Source organism: Georgenia muralis (genome assembly GCF_003814705.1).
Classification (GTDB): Bacteria; Actinomycetota; Actinomycetes; order Actinomycetales; family Actinomycetaceae; genus Georgenia; species Georgenia muralis.
On the sequence record NZ_RKRA01000001.1, the window covers coordinates 1,413,600 to 1,427,784 of the forward strand.

At 71.4% G+C, this 14,185-nt stretch carries 14 protein-coding genes; 8 read left to right on the forward strand and 6 right to left on the reverse strand.

Going from position 1 to position 14,185, the window contains the following annotated elements:
- Positions 1 to 174: 174 nt before the first annotated feature.
- The gene (locus tag EDD32_RS06245; RefSeq protein ID WP_246006007.1) at positions 175 to 996 is read right to left on the reverse strand and encodes a TetR/AcrR family transcriptional regulator; all 822 of its coding nucleotides are present in this window, start codon (positions 994 to 996) and stop codon (positions 175 to 177) included.
- A gap of 96 nt (positions 997 to 1,092) precedes the next feature.
- Between EDD32_RS06245 and EDD32_RS06250 the strand changes: the two genes are divergently transcribed.
- Positions 1,093 to 1,479: an STAS domain-containing protein gene (locus tag EDD32_RS06250; RefSeq protein WP_246006008.1), complete on the forward strand. Its 387-nt coding sequence runs from the start codon at positions 1,093 to 1,095 to the stop codon at positions 1,477 to 1,479.
- A gap of 63 nt (positions 1,480 to 1,542) precedes the next feature.
- On the opposite strand, the gene EDD32_RS06255 is transcribed toward EDD32_RS06250, so the two are convergent.
- A complete protein-coding gene (locus EDD32_RS06255; RefSeq protein WP_123915913.1) occupies positions 1,543 to 2,037 on the reverse strand; it encodes a metallophosphoesterase family protein in 495 nt (164 codons plus the stop codon).
- A 59-nt stretch (positions 2,038 to 2,096) separates the two neighbouring features.
- On the opposite strand from EDD32_RS06255, the gene EDD32_RS06260 reads away from it, so the two are divergent.
- Positions 2,097 to 2,345, forward strand: coding sequence for a hypothetical protein (locus tag EDD32_RS06260; protein ID WP_123915915.1), 249 nt, complete (start codon positions 2,097 to 2,099; stop codon positions 2,343 to 2,345).
- 56 nt (positions 2,346 to 2,401) lie between these two features.
- Here the strand turns inward: EDD32_RS06260 and EDD32_RS06265 are convergent, their stop codons facing one another.
- The 4 genes from EDD32_RS06265 to EDD32_RS06280 form a co-directional block, all read right to left on the reverse strand.
- Complete coding sequence (locus EDD32_RS06265; protein WP_123915917.1) at positions 2,402 to 2,959, reverse strand: hypothetical protein; 558 nt, start codon at positions 2,957 to 2,959, stop codon at positions 2,402 to 2,404.
- A 135-nt stretch (positions 2,960 to 3,094) separates the two neighbouring features.
- A complete protein-coding gene (gene mtnN, locus EDD32_RS06270) occupies positions 3,095 to 3,823 on the reverse strand; it encodes a 5'-methylthioadenosine/S-adenosylhomocysteine nucleosidase (protein ID WP_246006009.1) in 729 nt (242 codons plus the stop codon).
- Positions 3,820 to 4,278, reverse strand: a complete 459-nt coding sequence (locus EDD32_RS06275; RefSeq protein ID WP_123915919.1) for an S-ribosylhomocysteine lyase — start codon at positions 4,276 to 4,278, stop codon at positions 3,820 to 3,822. Before EDD32_RS06275 ends, mtnN begins: the two co-directional genes overlap by 4 nt.
- A gap of 154 nt (positions 4,279 to 4,432) precedes the next feature.
- The gene (locus EDD32_RS06280) at positions 4,433 to 4,651 is read right to left on the reverse strand and encodes a hypothetical protein (RefSeq protein ID WP_123915921.1); all 219 of its coding nucleotides are present in this window, start codon (positions 4,649 to 4,651) and stop codon (positions 4,433 to 4,435) included.
- A gap of 521 nt (positions 4,652 to 5,172) precedes the next feature.
- Here EDD32_RS06280 and nrdH point away from each other — a divergent pair.
- The 6 genes from nrdH (at position 5,173) to EDD32_RS06310 (ending at position 14,149) form a co-directional block, all read left to right on the forward strand.
- Positions 5,173 to 5,421, forward strand: coding sequence for a glutaredoxin-like protein NrdH (gene nrdH / locus EDD32_RS06285; protein WP_123920249.1), 249 nt, complete (start codon positions 5,173 to 5,175; stop codon positions 5,419 to 5,421).
- A gap of 119 nt (positions 5,422 to 5,540) precedes the next feature.
- Entirely contained in the window at positions 5,541 to 5,957 is a 417-nt protein-coding gene (gene nrdI, locus EDD32_RS06290) for a class Ib ribonucleoside-diphosphate reductase assembly flavoprotein NrdI (protein WP_123915923.1), read from the forward strand.
- A 44-nt stretch (positions 5,958 to 6,001) separates the two neighbouring features.
- A complete protein-coding gene (gene nrdE / locus EDD32_RS06295) occupies positions 6,002 to 8,083 on the forward strand; it encodes a class 1b ribonucleoside-diphosphate reductase subunit alpha (protein WP_447925945.1) in 2,082 nt (693 codons plus the stop codon).
- Positions 8,084 to 8,195: 112 nt separating this feature from the next.
- A complete protein-coding gene (nrdF, locus tag EDD32_RS06300) occupies positions 8,196 to 9,170 on the forward strand; it encodes a class 1b ribonucleoside-diphosphate reductase subunit beta (RefSeq protein WP_123915927.1) in 975 nt (324 codons plus the stop codon).
- A 309-nt stretch (positions 9,171 to 9,479) separates the two neighbouring features.
- Positions 9,480 to 11,018: an alpha-N-arabinofuranosidase gene (locus EDD32_RS06305; protein WP_123915929.1), complete on the forward strand. Its 1,539-nt coding sequence runs from the start codon at positions 9,480 to 9,482 to the stop codon at positions 11,016 to 11,018.
- Positions 11,015 to 14,149 (forward strand): glycoside hydrolase family 2 TIM barrel-domain containing protein, encoded by a 3,135-nt coding sequence (locus EDD32_RS06310; protein WP_246006010.1) that lies wholly within the window; start codon positions 11,015 to 11,017, stop codon positions 14,147 to 14,149. The genes EDD32_RS06305 and EDD32_RS06310 overlap by 4 nt, the downstream gene beginning before the upstream one ends.
- Positions 14,150 to 14,185: the final 36 nt, after the last annotated feature.

Consider the following 14,185-nt stretch of genomic DNA (forward strand, 5'->3'; position numbering starts at 1 on the left):
CTCAAGCGGCACGTCGATCCGTTCGGGGGCTCGCGGACGAGGGCCCGCACGCTGACGGTATCCGCGAGCGTCCTGTGGTGGCGAGCTACGCTTCACCGTCGCCGCAAGGGTTGTGCACGGCCGTCGCCTGAAACGACTCACCGCGCCCGGGCCGGTACGCCACCGGCCGCCGGTCTACTTCGAGACGAGCCTCTCGATCCGGTCCAGCACCGCCTCCAGGGCGGCCTCGAACTCCTCCTCGCCCCGGTCCTCGGAGAGCTTGTTCTTCAGCCGGAGGATGTGGGGGTAGCCGGTCAGGGAGGCGTCGCTCGAGCCGACCTCCGTACCGAGCTCCGCACCGACGACGTCGAGCGTCTCCTCGGGCACCGTCTCGCCGCCTCGCTGGGAGACGTCGAGGAGGAGCTGCCCGATGAGGAAGCTGGTGAACGTCCGGTACGCCGTGACGGCCCGGTCGTCGCTGAAACCGTTCCGCCCGAGCACGGCGAGGAAGTCCTCCACCACCTCCAGGCTGCGCAGGGGCGGGCGAAGCCAGGCAGCGGCCGGGTGCCGTGTCGCGATGAGCGGGAAGACGTGCGGATGCTCCATGGCGATCTCCCGCACCGTGTGGGCGAGCCACTGGAGGTAGGTCTGCCAGCCGCCGTGCGGACCCAGGTCGACGTCCTCGGAGAGCTCGAGCCGAGCCGTGACGTCCTCGATCATCGCCTCGAGGAGGTCCTCACGGCCGTTGACGTGGCGGTACAGCGCCATCGCCTCGACCCCGAGGTCGGCCCCCAGCCGGCGCATGCTCAGGGCGGACAGGCCGTCGGCGTCGACCAGGCGCAGCGCTGAAGCGACGATCTGGTCGCGCGTCAACGGGCCGCGTACGGACTGCTCGGTCGGGTCCACGGCGTCGCTCCTCCCGGTCGGGGTGATGAGCTGAGTCCCCAGGGTAGTCCCCGGTCCGGGGGAGTACCGCCACCGGGCGTGGCGGCCGGCCCGGCCGCGTGTCAGCACCACGCGTGCAGTTTACGGCGTACACTTACGGCGTAAACAGTGCCACCGCCACGTGGCACGGTCTGCACCGCCGGTCCGGCGGGACGAGAGGGGAGCCCCATGGCGAGCACCGCACCGCGCATGTCACCTGAGGGTGATGGCAGCGCCTCCGTGCTGCTGCTGCCGGGCCGCACCCGGCTGGTCCTGGCCGGCGAGGTCGACACGAGCCTGGGCGAGGAGCTCACGCGCTCCGTCGCCGAGGTCGAGGACGCCGGCCTGCCGGTCGAGGTGGACGTGCGGCACGTGACGTTCATGGACTCCTCGGTGGTCTCCGCTCTCGCGGGCCTGGCGTTCCGCTACCCGCACCGCCTGGTCTTCATCAAGCCGCCGGACGTCGTCCGGTTCCTCCTCGAGGTGACCAACCTCGGCGAGATGGTCGACATCGTCGACGACGTCCCGTCGGACGATGTCCTGTCGGACACCGGTCAGCAGCCACTGAGCCACTGAGCCGCCTTCACGGCTCGGCGCTCACAGCCGCAGGACCCGGCCGGTCGTGGTGCGGGCCCCGTCTCACAACCGGTGGAGGGTCACCTCGACGCCACCCGGCTCGACCACCGCGGTCATGTAGGTGCAGGTGGGCTCGCGCCGCCGGTCGGTGGGGGAGCCCGGGTTGAGCAGACGCAGGCCGCTGGGGCTGCGGCTGTCCCACGGGATGTGGCTGTGGCCGAAGACGAGGACGTCGGTGTCGGGGAAGGTCACGTCCGCCCGGGTCTCGCGCCCGGTGCGTGGGCCGGTTTCGTGGACGACGGCGAACCGGTGACCCTCGACGGTGGCGCGGGCGACCTCGGGGAGGCGGGCCCGGAGGGCCGGACCGTCGTTGTTCCCCCAGCATCCCAGCAGCCGGCGGGACCGGGCGAGGAGGTCGTCGAGGAGCTCCTCGACGACCCAGTCGCCGGCGTGGACGACGAGGTCGGCCGCCGCGACGGCGTCCCACACGGGGACGGGCAGGTCCTTCGCGCGCCGCGGCAGGTGCGTGTCGGCCAGGAGGAGCAGCCGGGTCGTCATCGACCCAGGGTGGCACGGTGCGGTGACCCGGTGTGGGTGCCGGCTCCTAGCGTGCGGGCGTGGCCATCGACCAGATCCCCCTGCGTGACGCCGCCGTCTCGCTCGGGCCCGAGCAGCACGGGTACCCGGTGACGACCCCGGACCACCCCATCGAGGTCGCCGCCTGGGTGCACACCCGTCTCGGGCACCGCCAGGTCACCGCTGAGGCGGTGGCGTGGACGCCGCGGGCCGCGCGGATCCGCTACCTCGACGAGCACGGCCGCCAGGGTTTCGCCTGGGTGTGGGCGAGCGCGGTGCAGCGACGCTGAGACGACCTGCGGCGCCGGACCACCAGGTCCGGCGCCGCCCGTGCTGCTCCCCTGCCCTACCGGGTCGGGTGGTCGTGCGGGTGGTCGGCCGGGCGCCCGTCGGCCCGGTGCTCGCCGTCGATGCCGTCGTCGACGTGCCGGTCGGTGTCGACGTGCCGGTCGTGGTCCACGTGCCGGGCGTCGTCCACGTGACGGGCGTCGACGGGCCGGGCCTCGTCCGCACGCCGGGTCTCGGCGGCGTGCCGGGCGTCACGGGCGTCGTCCGCCACGCGGGCGCGGTGGCCGGGGTCGAGCTTGTCGGCGCCCTGGAGGTGCTCGTCGGCGCGGTTGCGGACCTCCTGGGCGGCCTCGGCCCGCTCGCGGGCCTCGTGCTCGAGCCGGTCCGCCTCGATGCGGGCACGCTCGGCCTCGACCTCGGCGGCCTTGGCCTCGGTGGCACGTCGACGCGCCTCGATGTCCTCGGCCTCACCCCTGCGGCGCAGCTCGGCGGCCTCGCGGCGGTGCTCCTCGTCCCGCTGCGCGCGCCGCTTGCGGCCCGCCACGACCGCGATGGCGATGACGATCGCCAGGGCGATGACGCCCAGTGCGATCCAGATCCAGACGTTGTCGTTCATGGGGTTCCCTCCGTAACGGGCAATGGCCCCATGGAACCGCGACCTGGGGGTCTCGGCCACCGGAGAGCCCCGTCGTGGCACCTCGGGTCCCGCACCCCGACGCGCCGAACGTCACCTCGCTGCGGTGCCGGCGTGTCAGGCCGGTCGGCGGGCCACCCCGAGGATGGCCGTCACGGTGCGGGCCGAGCGCGCCGCGGCCTCGTCCACCGCCAGATGGAAGTCCTGGTCCGCGGCCGGGCCGCACAGGTCCGAGATGCCCCGGACCGAGAGGAAGGGAACGCCGTAGGAGTGGGCCACCTGGGCCAGCGCCGTCGTCTCCATGTCGGTGCTCAGCGCACGCGGGAAGTCAGCCCGCACGCCGCCGACGGTGGCGGCGGTGACGAAGGAGTCACCGGCCACCATCTCGCCCAGCCGCAGCCGCCCCGGCCGTCCCTGGCTGACGCGGGGGACGACGGGCCCGAGGGTGCGGGCGGCGTCGAGCAGGACCGGGTCGGCCGCGTAGTCGACCGGCATGCCCGGCACCTGCCCTCGGTCATATCCGAAGGCAGTGGCGTCCGCCCCGGCGTAGGTGACCCGCTCGCCGACGACGACGTCCCCCACCTCCACGTCGGCGGCCAGGCCGCCCGCGGAGCCGCCCGAGACGAGTGCGGCGGGTGCCACCCGGCCGAGGGCGTCGACGGCGGCGGAGGCCGCGTTGACCAGGCCGATGCCGCTGCGCACGACGAGCACCCGGAGGTCCCCGACGGTGAGGACCCGGCCGGCTGCGCGACCGGCCTCGTACTCCGGGCCGCTCTCGGTGGCCGCCTCGAGGAAGGGACGCGCCTCCTCCTCCATCGCGACGACGACGACGGCGTCGACCCTCACGCCTCGACCTGGGCCCACTCGTCCCGGCGCGCCAGCATCCGGCGGGCGGCCTCCTGCGCCCCGGCCAGGGTGTGGCTGGCGGCCCAGCCGCACTGCGTCTCGTTGGCGGCGGGCACCTCGGTCGCGGCGACGACGTCGCGCAGCGTGGTCTCGACGAGGTCGAGGACGTCGTCGTAGGGGTGGTCGCCGACGAGCAGGAGGTAGAAGCCGGTCTGGCAGCCCATGGGGGAGAAGTCGACGACGTCGCCGGAGTGGTTGCGCACGTGCTCGGCGAAGGTGTGCTCGAGGGAGTGGACGACCGGCATCTCGAGGTGCTCGGCGTTCGGCTGGCAGAACCGCACGTCGTACTTGGTCAGGACGTCACCGCCGGGCAGGTGCTTGGTGTCGGCCACCCGGACGTAGGGCGCGGCCACCGTGCGGTGGTCGAGGTTGAAGCTCTCGACGTTCATCGGCATGACAGGGCTCCTCGGGCTTGCGGCGGCGGTGGACCCCATCATGATCGCGCAGAACGACCGGGGCGCCGACCTGGCCGCGGCTGCCCTCCTCGCAGACCTCCAGGTCGCCGTCCCCGACCCTCAGGTGGTCCGGCCGGGCGGCAGGCGGGCAGGCTCAGGGCATCGGTGCGCCGGGGCCGGTGAGACCGCTGCCGCGGGCGTCGTCCCCGCCGGGGTGCGGGTCGACGTCGTGGCCGATCTCGCGCTCGACGTCCTGGTCGACGGCGGCGTCGTCGTCCGCGCGCGTCGCACCGATCTCGTCGGCCGCCTGCTCGGCCAGCTCGCGAGCCTCCTTGGCCAGCCGGCCTGCCTCGGTCGTCGGCTCCTCGTTCACGGGTTCCCCTCTCGACGGTGGCGCCACGGCGCCGACACGGCTACGACCGGCAGGTCGGGCCTCCACGACACCTTCGCGCCCCCGCCGGGGAGCCGCAACCGGCACCGGCGAGAACGAGTTTCGTCGTGCTGGGCCCCTGGACCCACACCCTGTGGACACCGGGGCCGCCTTCTCGTCCACAGGCCGGGTCCACCGCCCGCCGACGACCCCGATGTCAGTGGTCGGTGGCAGCGTCGGCCCTGAGTCGCCACGAGGCACGACGGGACGGGAACAGGCTGTCCACAGGCCGTCCCCGCACCCGTCGTCGCCGGTCCACAAGAAGGGGTTCAGGCTGTGGAGGACACGCCCACCGCACGACACGCCAACACTGCATCTTGGGGTACTGCCCACGCCCCACCCCTAGGTGTAGTGTCGAGGAACCACGCAGATCCCGGCGCCGTCCCAAAGCACATCATTGTGATTACGGGCCTGTCATCCGGTGCGTGGCCGTGACGATGCACCAGGAGAAGGAGAACGGCTCGATGAGCATCACCGTCTACAGCAAGCCGGCCTGTGTCCAGTGCGACGCCACGTACCGTGCGCTGGACAAGCAGGGCCTGCCGTACGAGGTCGTCGACATCATGACCGACGCCGAGGCGCTGGAGAGCATCAAGGCGCTCGGGTACCAGCAGGCCCCGGTCGTCTTTGCCGGCGGTGACCACTGGTCCGGCTTCCGGCCCGACAAGATCAGGGCGCTCGCGGCCCAGACGGCCGACGCTGTCGTGGCCTGAGCCATCCACGAGCTTCAGCCGGACCACCGCGACCCGGTGGTCCGGCTGAACACCAAGGTGACCGGCTGCCGGCCGGCGCCGACGAACCGGCGCCGGCGGCGCCGTCCTCAGGGGGCGTGATGGGCATCCTCGTCTACTTCTCCTCAGCGACGAACAACACGCACCGATTCGTGGAGAAGGTCGGCCTCCCGGCCGCCCGGATCCCCCTGCGGGCCGGGGACCCACCGCTGCGGGTCGAGCAGGAGTACGTGCTCGTCGTCCCCACCTACGGCGGCGGCAACGGGCGCGGTGCCGTGCCCAAGCAGGTCATCACGTTTCTCAACGACCCGCACAACCGCTCGCTCATCCGTGGCGTCATCGCCGCGGGCAACACGAACTTCGGTGAGGCGTACTGCATCGCCGGCGACATCGTCGCCGCGAAGTGCCAGGTGCCCTACCTCTTCCGCTTCGAACTACTGGGAACGACTGAGGACGTCACGCGCGTCCGAGAGGGATTGGGGCAGTTTTGGCAGCAACGCTCACAGGTACCGGCGTAGAGGTCACCAGCGCGCCGGAGCTCGACTACCACGCGCTCAACGCGATGCTCAACCTCTACGACGCCGACGGGAGGATCCAGCTCGACAAGGACCGCGAGGCCGCGCGCCAGTACTTCCTCCAGCACGTCAACCAGAACACGGTCTTCTTCCACAACCTGCGGGAGAAGCTCGACTACCTGGTCGAGCAGGGCTACTACGAGGCCGTTGTCCTCGAGCAGTACTCCTTCGAGTTCCTCACCGCGCTGTGGGACTTCGCGTATGCCAAGAAGTTCCGCTTCGAGACCTTCCTCGGAGCGTTCAAGTACTACACGTCGTACACGTTGAAGACCTTTGACGGGAAGCGCTACCTCGAGCGGTTCGAGGACCGCGTCGTCATGGTGGCCCTCACCCTCGCCGCCGGCGACGAGACCCTCGCGCACAACCTCGTCGAGGAGATCATCTCGGGCCGCTTCCAGCCGGCCACCCCGACGTTCCTCAACGCCGGGAAGCAGCAGCGCGGCGAGTTCGTCAGCTGCTTCCTCCTGCGCATCGAGGACAACATGGAGTCCATCGCGCGCGGCATCAACTCGGCGCTCCAGCTGTCCAAGCGTGGCGGCGGCGTGGCGCTGTCGCTGACGAACGTGCGGGAGTCCGGGGCGCCGATCAAGAAGATCGAGAACCAGTCCTCCGGCGTCATCCCCGTGATGAAGCTCCTCGAGGACTCCTTCTCCTACGCCAACCAGCTGGGGGCCCGCCAGGGTGCCGGAGCGGTGTACCTGCACGCGCACCACCCCGACATCATGCGGTTCCTCGACACCAAGCGGGAGAACGCGGACGAGAAGATCCGCATCAAGACCCTCTCCCTCGGTGTGGTCATCCCCGACGTCACGTTCGAGCTCGCGAAGAACAACGAGGACATGTACCTGTTCTCGCCCTACGACGTCGAGCGCGTCTACGGGGTGCCGTTCTCCGAGGTGAACGTCTCGGAGAAGTACCGCGAGATGGTCGACGACGGGCGGATCAAGAAGAAGAAGCTCAGCGCCCGGAAGTTCTTCCAGACGATCGCCGAGCTGCAGTTCGAGTCGGGCTACCCGTACATCATGTTCGAGGACACGGTGAACCGGGCGAACCCGGTCGCGGGCAAGGTCACGATGTCGAACCTCTGCTCGGAGATCCTCCAGGTCTCCACCCCCTCGACCTACAACGACGACCTGTCGTACAACGAGGTCGGGCACGACATCTCGTGCAACCTGGGCTCGCTCAACATCGCCAAGGCCATGGACTCCCCGGACCTCGGCCGGACCGTCGGCACGGCGATCCGCTCCCTGACGGCGGTGTCGGACCAGACCCACATCTGGTCGGTGCCCTCGATCGAGCACGGCAACAACGCCGCGCACGCGATCGGACTGGGACAGATGAACCTGCACGGCTACCTCGCCCGGGAGCGCATCCACTACGGGTCCGAGGAGGGCCTCGACTTCACGAACATGTACTTCTACGCGGTGACGTTCCACGCCGTGACGGAGTCGAACAAGCTCGCCATCGAGCGTGGCCGGGCCTTCGCCGGTTTCGAGGAGTCGAAGTATGCCACGGGCGAGTACTTCGCGAAGTACATCGACCGGGTGTGGGAGCCGCGCACCGAGCGGGTCCGGCAGCTCTTCGCCGAGGCCGGGGTGCACCTCCCCACGCAGGACGACTGGCGCGCCCTGGCTGCCTCCGTCAAGGAGCACGGCATCTACAACCAGTACCTCCAGGCCGTGCCGCCCACCGGGTCGATCTCCTACATCAACAACTCCACCTCCTCCATCCACCCGATCGTCTCCAAGGTCGAGATCCGCAAGGAGGGCAAGATCGGGCGGGTGTACTACCCGGCGCCGTACCTGACGAACGACAACCTCGAGTACTACGAGGACGCGTACGAGATCGGCCCCGAGAAGATCATCGACACCTACGCCGAGGCCACCCAGCATGTCGACCAGGGCCTCTCGCTCACGCTGTTCTTCAAGGACACCGTCACCACCCGCGACGTCAACAAGGCCCAGATCTACGCCTGGCGCAAGGGCATCAAGACGCTGTACTACATCCGGCTGCGCCAGATGGCCCTCGAGGGCACCGAGGTCGAGGGCTGCGTCTCCTGCATGCTCTGACCCACGCCACCCGCGGGACCGACGTCCCGCGGGTGGCCGGCCGCTCGTCGGCCACCCTGCGCCGCCGCGGCCGCGCCGCACCGACAAGACGATCTGCGATGGAGTGAATGACGTGTCCGAGAAGCTGAAGCTGGTCAGCCGGGTCCAGGCGATCAACTGGAACCGGGTCCAGGACGAGAAGGACGTCGAGGTCTGGGACCGGCTGACGGGGAACTTCTGGCTGCCGGAGAAGGTGCCGTTGTCCAACGACATCCAGTCCTGGCACACGCTCGCCCCGCACGAGCAGCTGACGACGACGCGCGTCTTCACCGGGCTGACCCTGCTCGACACCGTCCAGGGCACCGTCGGGGCGGTCAGCCTCATCCCGGACGCGGTCACCCCGCACGAGGAGGCCGTCTACACGAACATCGCGTTCATGGAGTCCGTGCACGCGAAGAGCTACTCCTCGATCTTCTCCACCCTCATCTCCACGCAGGAGATCGACGAGGCGTTCCGGTGGTCGGAGGAGAACGAGAACCTCCAGCGCAAGGCCCGGATCGTCATGGACTACTACCGCGGCGACGACCCCGAGAAGCGCAAGGTCGCCTCCACGATGCTGGAGTCCTTCCTCTTCTACTCCGGCTTCTACGCGCCGATGTACTGGTCCAGCCGGGCCAAGCTGACGAACACGGCCGACCTCATCCGGCTCATCATCCGCGACGAGGCCGTGCACGGGTACTACATCGGCTACAAGTACCAGCAGGCCGTGGCCAAGGCTTCGCCGGCGCGGCAGCAGGAGCTCAAGGACTACACGTTCGAGCTCCTCTTCGAGCTCTACGAGAACGAGGAGCAGTACACCGAGGACCTCTACGACCCCCTCGGCCTGACCGAGGACGTCAAGGCGTTCCTGCGCTACAACGCCAACAAGGCGCTGATGAACCTCGGCTACGAGGCGCTGTTCCCGGCCGACGCGACCGCGGTCAACCCCGCGATCCTCTCGGCGCTGAGCCCCAACGCCGACGAGAACCACGACTTCTTCTCGGGCTCGGGCTCGAGCTACGTCATGGGCAAGGCCGTCGACACCCAGGACGAGGACTGGGAGTTCTGACCCGACCCCACAGAGGTACCGAGGACGCCCTGCCGCCGACGAGGCCGCGGGGCGTCGTCGTGCTCCGGTTGGTCGGGCGTGACCAGCGGACGCGACCCCCCGTCGAGCACCACGCGGAGCCGCCGAGCCCCACGCGGCGCGAGCCGTCGAGCCCCACGTGGCGCGGGGCGGCGAGCCCCACGCGGCGCGAGCCGTCGAGCCTGCACCGCGCCGTCTGACAGGCGGGCGCCGTTTCGCCCCGCCCGCTGATCTTCAATAGCGTGAGCGTGCACGCCTGACCAGCACCGTCTCGACGAGGAGCGCGCCCCCATGGCCCCCACCACCCGCGCCGTGATCGACCTCGACGTCCCCGGGCCCACGATCAGCCGGCACCTCTACGGCCACTTCGCCGAGCACCTCGGCCGGTGCGTCTACGGCGGGTTCTGGGTAGGGGAGGACTCCGAGATCCCGAACGAGCGTGGGATCCGGCTCGACGTCGTCGAGGCTCTGCGCGCCCTGCGCATCCCGAACCTGCGCTGGCCGGGGGGCTGCTTCGCCGACGAGTACCACTGGAAGGACGGGATCGGTCCGCGTGAGGACCGCCCCCGCATGGTGAACACCCACTGGGGCGACGTCGAGGAGAACAACCACTTCGGCACGCACGAGTTCATGGACCTGTGCGAGATGCTCGGCGCCGACCCGTACGTCAACGGCAACGTCGGCTCCGGCACGGTCCGGGAGATGAGCGAGTGGGTCGAGTACCTCACGCGCGACGGCGACTCCCCGATGGTGGCGCTGCGCAGGGCCAACGGCCGGGACGAGCCGTGGAAGGTGCCGTTCTTCGGCATCGGCAACGAGCCGTGGGGCTGCGGAGGCAACATGCGTGCCGAGACGTACGCCGAGCTCGCCCGCCAGTACGGCACCTACTGCCGTGACCACGGCGACAACGTGCTGTACCGCATCGCCGCCGGCGCCGCCGACGACGACTACCACTGGACCGAGACGCTCATGAAGGCCGTGAGCTGCCTGGGCTGCACCCGCGAGCCGAAGCAATTCTTCCAGGGGCTGTCCTTCCACTACTACACGTTCAACGGGCAGTGGGCGGACAAGGGCAGCGCGACCGAGTTCACCGAGGACGAGTACTACGAGACGATGGCGAAGGCGCGCGACGTCGAGCGGGTCATCAAGGGCCACGCCGCCGTCATGGACGTCTACGACCCGGCGAAGCGGGTGGGGCTGATCCTCGACGAGTGGGGCACCTGGTGGAACGTGGAGCCGGGCACCAACCCCGGCTTCCTGTACCAGCAGAACACCCTGCGCGACGCCCTTGTGGCCGCCGTGCACCTCGACGCCTTCCACCGCCACGCCGACCGGCTCGTCATGGCCAACATCGCCCAGACCGTCAACGTCCTCCAGGCGATGATCCTCACCGACGAGCAGTCCGGCGCCCTGGTGCTGACCCCGAGCTACCACGTGTTCGCGATGAACACCGGTCACCACGACGCGACGGCGCTCGACGTGCGACTGCTCGACGGCGTCGCGACGCGCACCGTGTGCACACCGCGCGGCGAGGAGGAGCTCGAGACCCTCTCCGTCTCGGCCTCGACCAAGGACGGCGCGGCGCTGGTGTCGCTGACGAACCTCGACGCCCAGGACGACACCCGGGTTGTCCTCGACCTGCGCGGCCGGGACGTCACCGGGCACCGTGCCCGGATCCTCACCGCCCCGGCCCTGCACGACCACAACACGCCCACGCGCGGTGACGCCGTCGCCCCGCGCGACCACGACGGCGTGCGGACGCACGAGCGTGGTCTCGTCGTCGACGTCCCGGCCCACTCCTACGTCACCGTCCGGCTGGAGCTGGCATGACCGCCGGACCCCCCGCCACCGCCCCCACCGCCGCCAGCACGAGTCCCGCCCCCCGCACGCCCGCCGCCAGCACGAGTCCCGCCGCCGACCCCACGACCACCGGAGCCACGATGACGCACGAGTCCGTCCACGTCCCCGAGGGCGTCCGCCCGGCGCGGTTCCGCCCGTCCGCCGGCGCCTCGTCCGCGCCGTCCGGCAGCCTCGACGGCGAGTGGCGCTTCCGCCTCTTCCCGGAGGCGGAGACCGGCGCAGACCCCGCCGACGACGGCACCGGCTGGGACACCGTGACCGTCCCAGGGCACTGGCAGCTCGCCGGCGCGCCGGACGCCTGGCCCTACGGCCGGCCCGCGTACACCAACGTCCTCTTCCCGATCCCCGTCGACCCGCCCCGCGTGCCGCGGGAGAACCCGACCGGGGAGTACCGCCGCACGTTCGACGTCCCCGCCGCCTGGACATCCGGCGGCCGCGTGGTGCTGCGGTTCGAGGGAGTCGACTCGTGGTTCGAGGTCGCGCTCAACGGTAGCGTCCTCGCCCGCTCGCACGGCTCGCGCCTGCCCACCGAGGTCGACGTCACCGGCGCCGTCCGCGCCGGCGAGAACCTCCTCGCGGTGCGGGTGACCCAGTGGTCGGCCCAGACGTACGTCGAGGACCAGGACCAGTGGTGGCTCGCCGGCATCTTCCGCCCCGTCACACTCGAGCACCGCCCCGACGGCGGGATCGAGCACGTGCGCGTGCACGCCGACTACGACCACACCACCGGCACCGGCACACTGCGGGTGGACGTCGAGGGCGGTCCCGCCCGGGTCACCGTCCCCGAGCTGGGGATCGACGCCGCCGCGGGCGAGGACGTCACGGTCGCCGTCGAGCCGTGGTCGGCCGAGGTGCCGCGGCTGTACCGGGCCACCGTCACGACCGGCGCCGAGACCGTGGGCATCGACGTCGGCTTCCGCCGCGTCGTGATCGTCGACGGCGTGTTCACCGTCAACGGGACCCCGGTCAAGCTCCGCGGCGTCAACCGGCACGAGTTCGAGCCCACCCGCGGGCGCGCCGTCACCCCCGAGACGATGCTCGAGGACGTGCTCCTCATGAAGCGGCACCACGTCAACGCCGTGCGCACGAGCCACTACCCGCCGCACCCGCACTTCCTCGACCTCTGCGACGTCCACGGCCTCTACGTCGTCGACGAGAACGACTTCGAGACCCATGGCTTCGAGCCGCTCGGCTGGCGCGGCAACCCCACCGACGCGTCCGAGTGGGAGCCGCTGCTCGTGGACCGGGTGACCCGCATGGTCCGGCGGGACGCGCACCACCCCAGCATCGTCATGTGGTCCCTCGGCAACGAGGCGGGCACGGGCCGCAACCTCGCCGCCATGGCCCGCGCGATCCGCGACCTCGACCCCACCCGCCCGCTGCACTACGAGGGCGACTGGTCGTGCGAGCACGTCGACGTCTACTCCCGGATGTACGCCACCTCTGAGGAGGTCGCCCTTATCGGTCGCGGCGAGGAGACGCCCCTGCCCGACGGCGGCCTCGACGCGCGTCGTCGTGCGATGCCGTTCGTCCAGTGCGAGTACGCCCACGCCATGGGCAACGGACCTGGCGGCCTGTCCGACTACGACGCCCTCTTCGACGCCCACCCCCGGCTCATGGGCGGGTTCGTCTGGGAGTGGATCGACCACGGCATCACCACCCGCGACGACGACGGCACCGTGTTCGCCGGCTACGGCGGCGACTTCGGCGAGGAGCTCCACGACGGCACCTTCATCGCCGACGGCATGCTCCTGCCCGATCGCACCCCCTCCCCGGGCGTGGTCGAGATGGCGGCGGTCTACGCCCCGGTCCGCGTCGACGTCGACCCGGCGCACCCGGGCGAGCTGACCGTGCGCAACCGGTACGCCTTCCGCGACACTTCGCACGTCCGGCTCGTCTGGTCCCTCACCGCCGACGGTGAGGAGGTCGCCACCGGCGAGCTCGACGAGACCCCGCTCGCGCCGGGGACGTCCCGGACGTTCGCACCTGCGGCGGACCTCCTCGACGGCGTCGACGCGGACCCGCGGGCCGCCCTGTGGTGGACGGTCCGCGCCCTCCAGCGCGACGGTGTGGCCGGCGACGCCGCCTGGGCGTCCCCCGGCACCGAGCTGGGGGCCGGCCAGCTGCTCCTGCGCCCCGCCGGACCGCTCCCCGCGGCGGCCGGGAGCGCGGGTCGCGCGGAGGGCGCCAGCCCGGCTCGAGCGCAGGCCGGGGGTGACTCCGCCGGCGCCCGTCCGGCGCGCACGGACGACGGCGGGTTCACCGTCGGGCCCGTACGCCTGGACCGGTCGGGCCGGCTCGTCGCCATCGGTGAGCGGCGCGTCGGCGTGGCCCGTGTCGACGCGTGGCGCGCCCCGACCGACAACGACGCCCGCACGTCCTGGAACGACCCCATCGGTGACGCGGATGCCTGGGAGCGCGCCGGCCTGACGCGGCTCCACGAGCGGCTCGACACGGTCGGGGTCGACGGCGAGGCGCTCGTCGTCACCGGCCGCACCGCCGGCTCCGCCACCGACTGCGGCCTCGGGGTGCGCTACACGTGGCGCCCGGTGGACGAGCAGGCCGTCGACCTCACGCTCGAGATCACCCCTGAGGGACGCTGGCCCGGGTCCGTCGCCCGCCTCGGTCTGCTCCTCGCGATCGAGCAGCCCGACGCGGGTGACGTCATGGTCGACTGGGTGGGTCTGGGCCCGCTCGAGTCCTACGCCGACTCGGCGAGGGCGGCGCTCGCGGGCCGGTGGCGCCACACCGTGGCCGAGCTGCAGACCCCGTACACCCACCCGCAGGAGAACGGTGCCCGGCGCGGCGTGACCCGAGCCGCGCTCGACCTCGGCGGGGCGACGCTCGGTCTCGAGGCCGGCGGGGTCACGGTGGGCGGCCGGACGGTGCACGGGTTCGAGCTCACCGCCCGCCCGTGGTCCGACCGGGCTCTGGCGGCGGCCGCGCACCCGCACGAGCTCGTTGCTGACGGGATGCTCTGGCTGCACCTCGACGCCGCCCAGCACGGTCTCGGCTCGGCCGCGTGCGGGCCCGGCGTGCTGCCGAACGCGCGCCTCGTGCCCACGCCCGTGAGCCTGGAGGTGCGCCTGACGATCGGCTGAGCGGTGGACTCGGCCGGCGGGCGTAGGCCTGGCCCT

What these genes read in the sequence shown, in the direction of transcription:
- EDD32_RS06255 (WP_123915913.1), bottom strand. Translation starts at nt 2,037, where the DNA reads ATGACGACCCGGCTGCTCCTCCTGGCCGACACGCACCTGCCGCGGCGC.
- nrdH (WP_123920249.1), top strand. Translation starts at nt 5,173, where the DNA reads ATGAGCATCACCGTCTACAGCAAGCCGGCCTGTGTCCAGTGCGACGCC.
- EDD32_RS06265 (WP_123915917.1), bottom strand. Translation starts at nt 2,959, where the DNA reads ATGAACGACAACGTCTGGATCTGGATCGCACTGGGCGTCATCGCCCTG.
- nrdI (WP_123915923.1), top strand. Translation starts at nt 5,541, where the DNA reads ATGGGCATCCTCGTCTACTTCTCCTCAGCGACGAACAACACGCACCGA.
- EDD32_RS06305 (WP_123915929.1), top strand. Translation starts at nt 9,480, where the DNA reads ATGGCCCCCACCACCCGCGCCGTGATCGACCTCGACGTCCCCGGGCCC.
- EDD32_RS06310 (WP_246006010.1), top strand. Translation starts at nt 11,015, where the DNA reads ATGACCGCCGGACCCCCCGCCACCGCCCCCACCGCCGCCAGCACGAGT.
- nrdE (WP_447925945.1), top strand. Translation starts at nt 6,002, where the DNA reads ATGCTCAACCTCTACGACGCCGACGGGAGGATCCAGCTCGACAAGGAC.
- EDD32_RS06275 (WP_123915919.1), bottom strand. Translation starts at nt 4,278, where the DNA reads ATGCCGATGAACGTCGAGAGCTTCAACCTCGACCACCGCACGGTGGCC.
- EDD32_RS06250 (WP_246006008.1), top strand. Translation starts at nt 1,093, where the DNA reads ATGGCGAGCACCGCACCGCGCATGTCACCTGAGGGTGATGGCAGCGCC.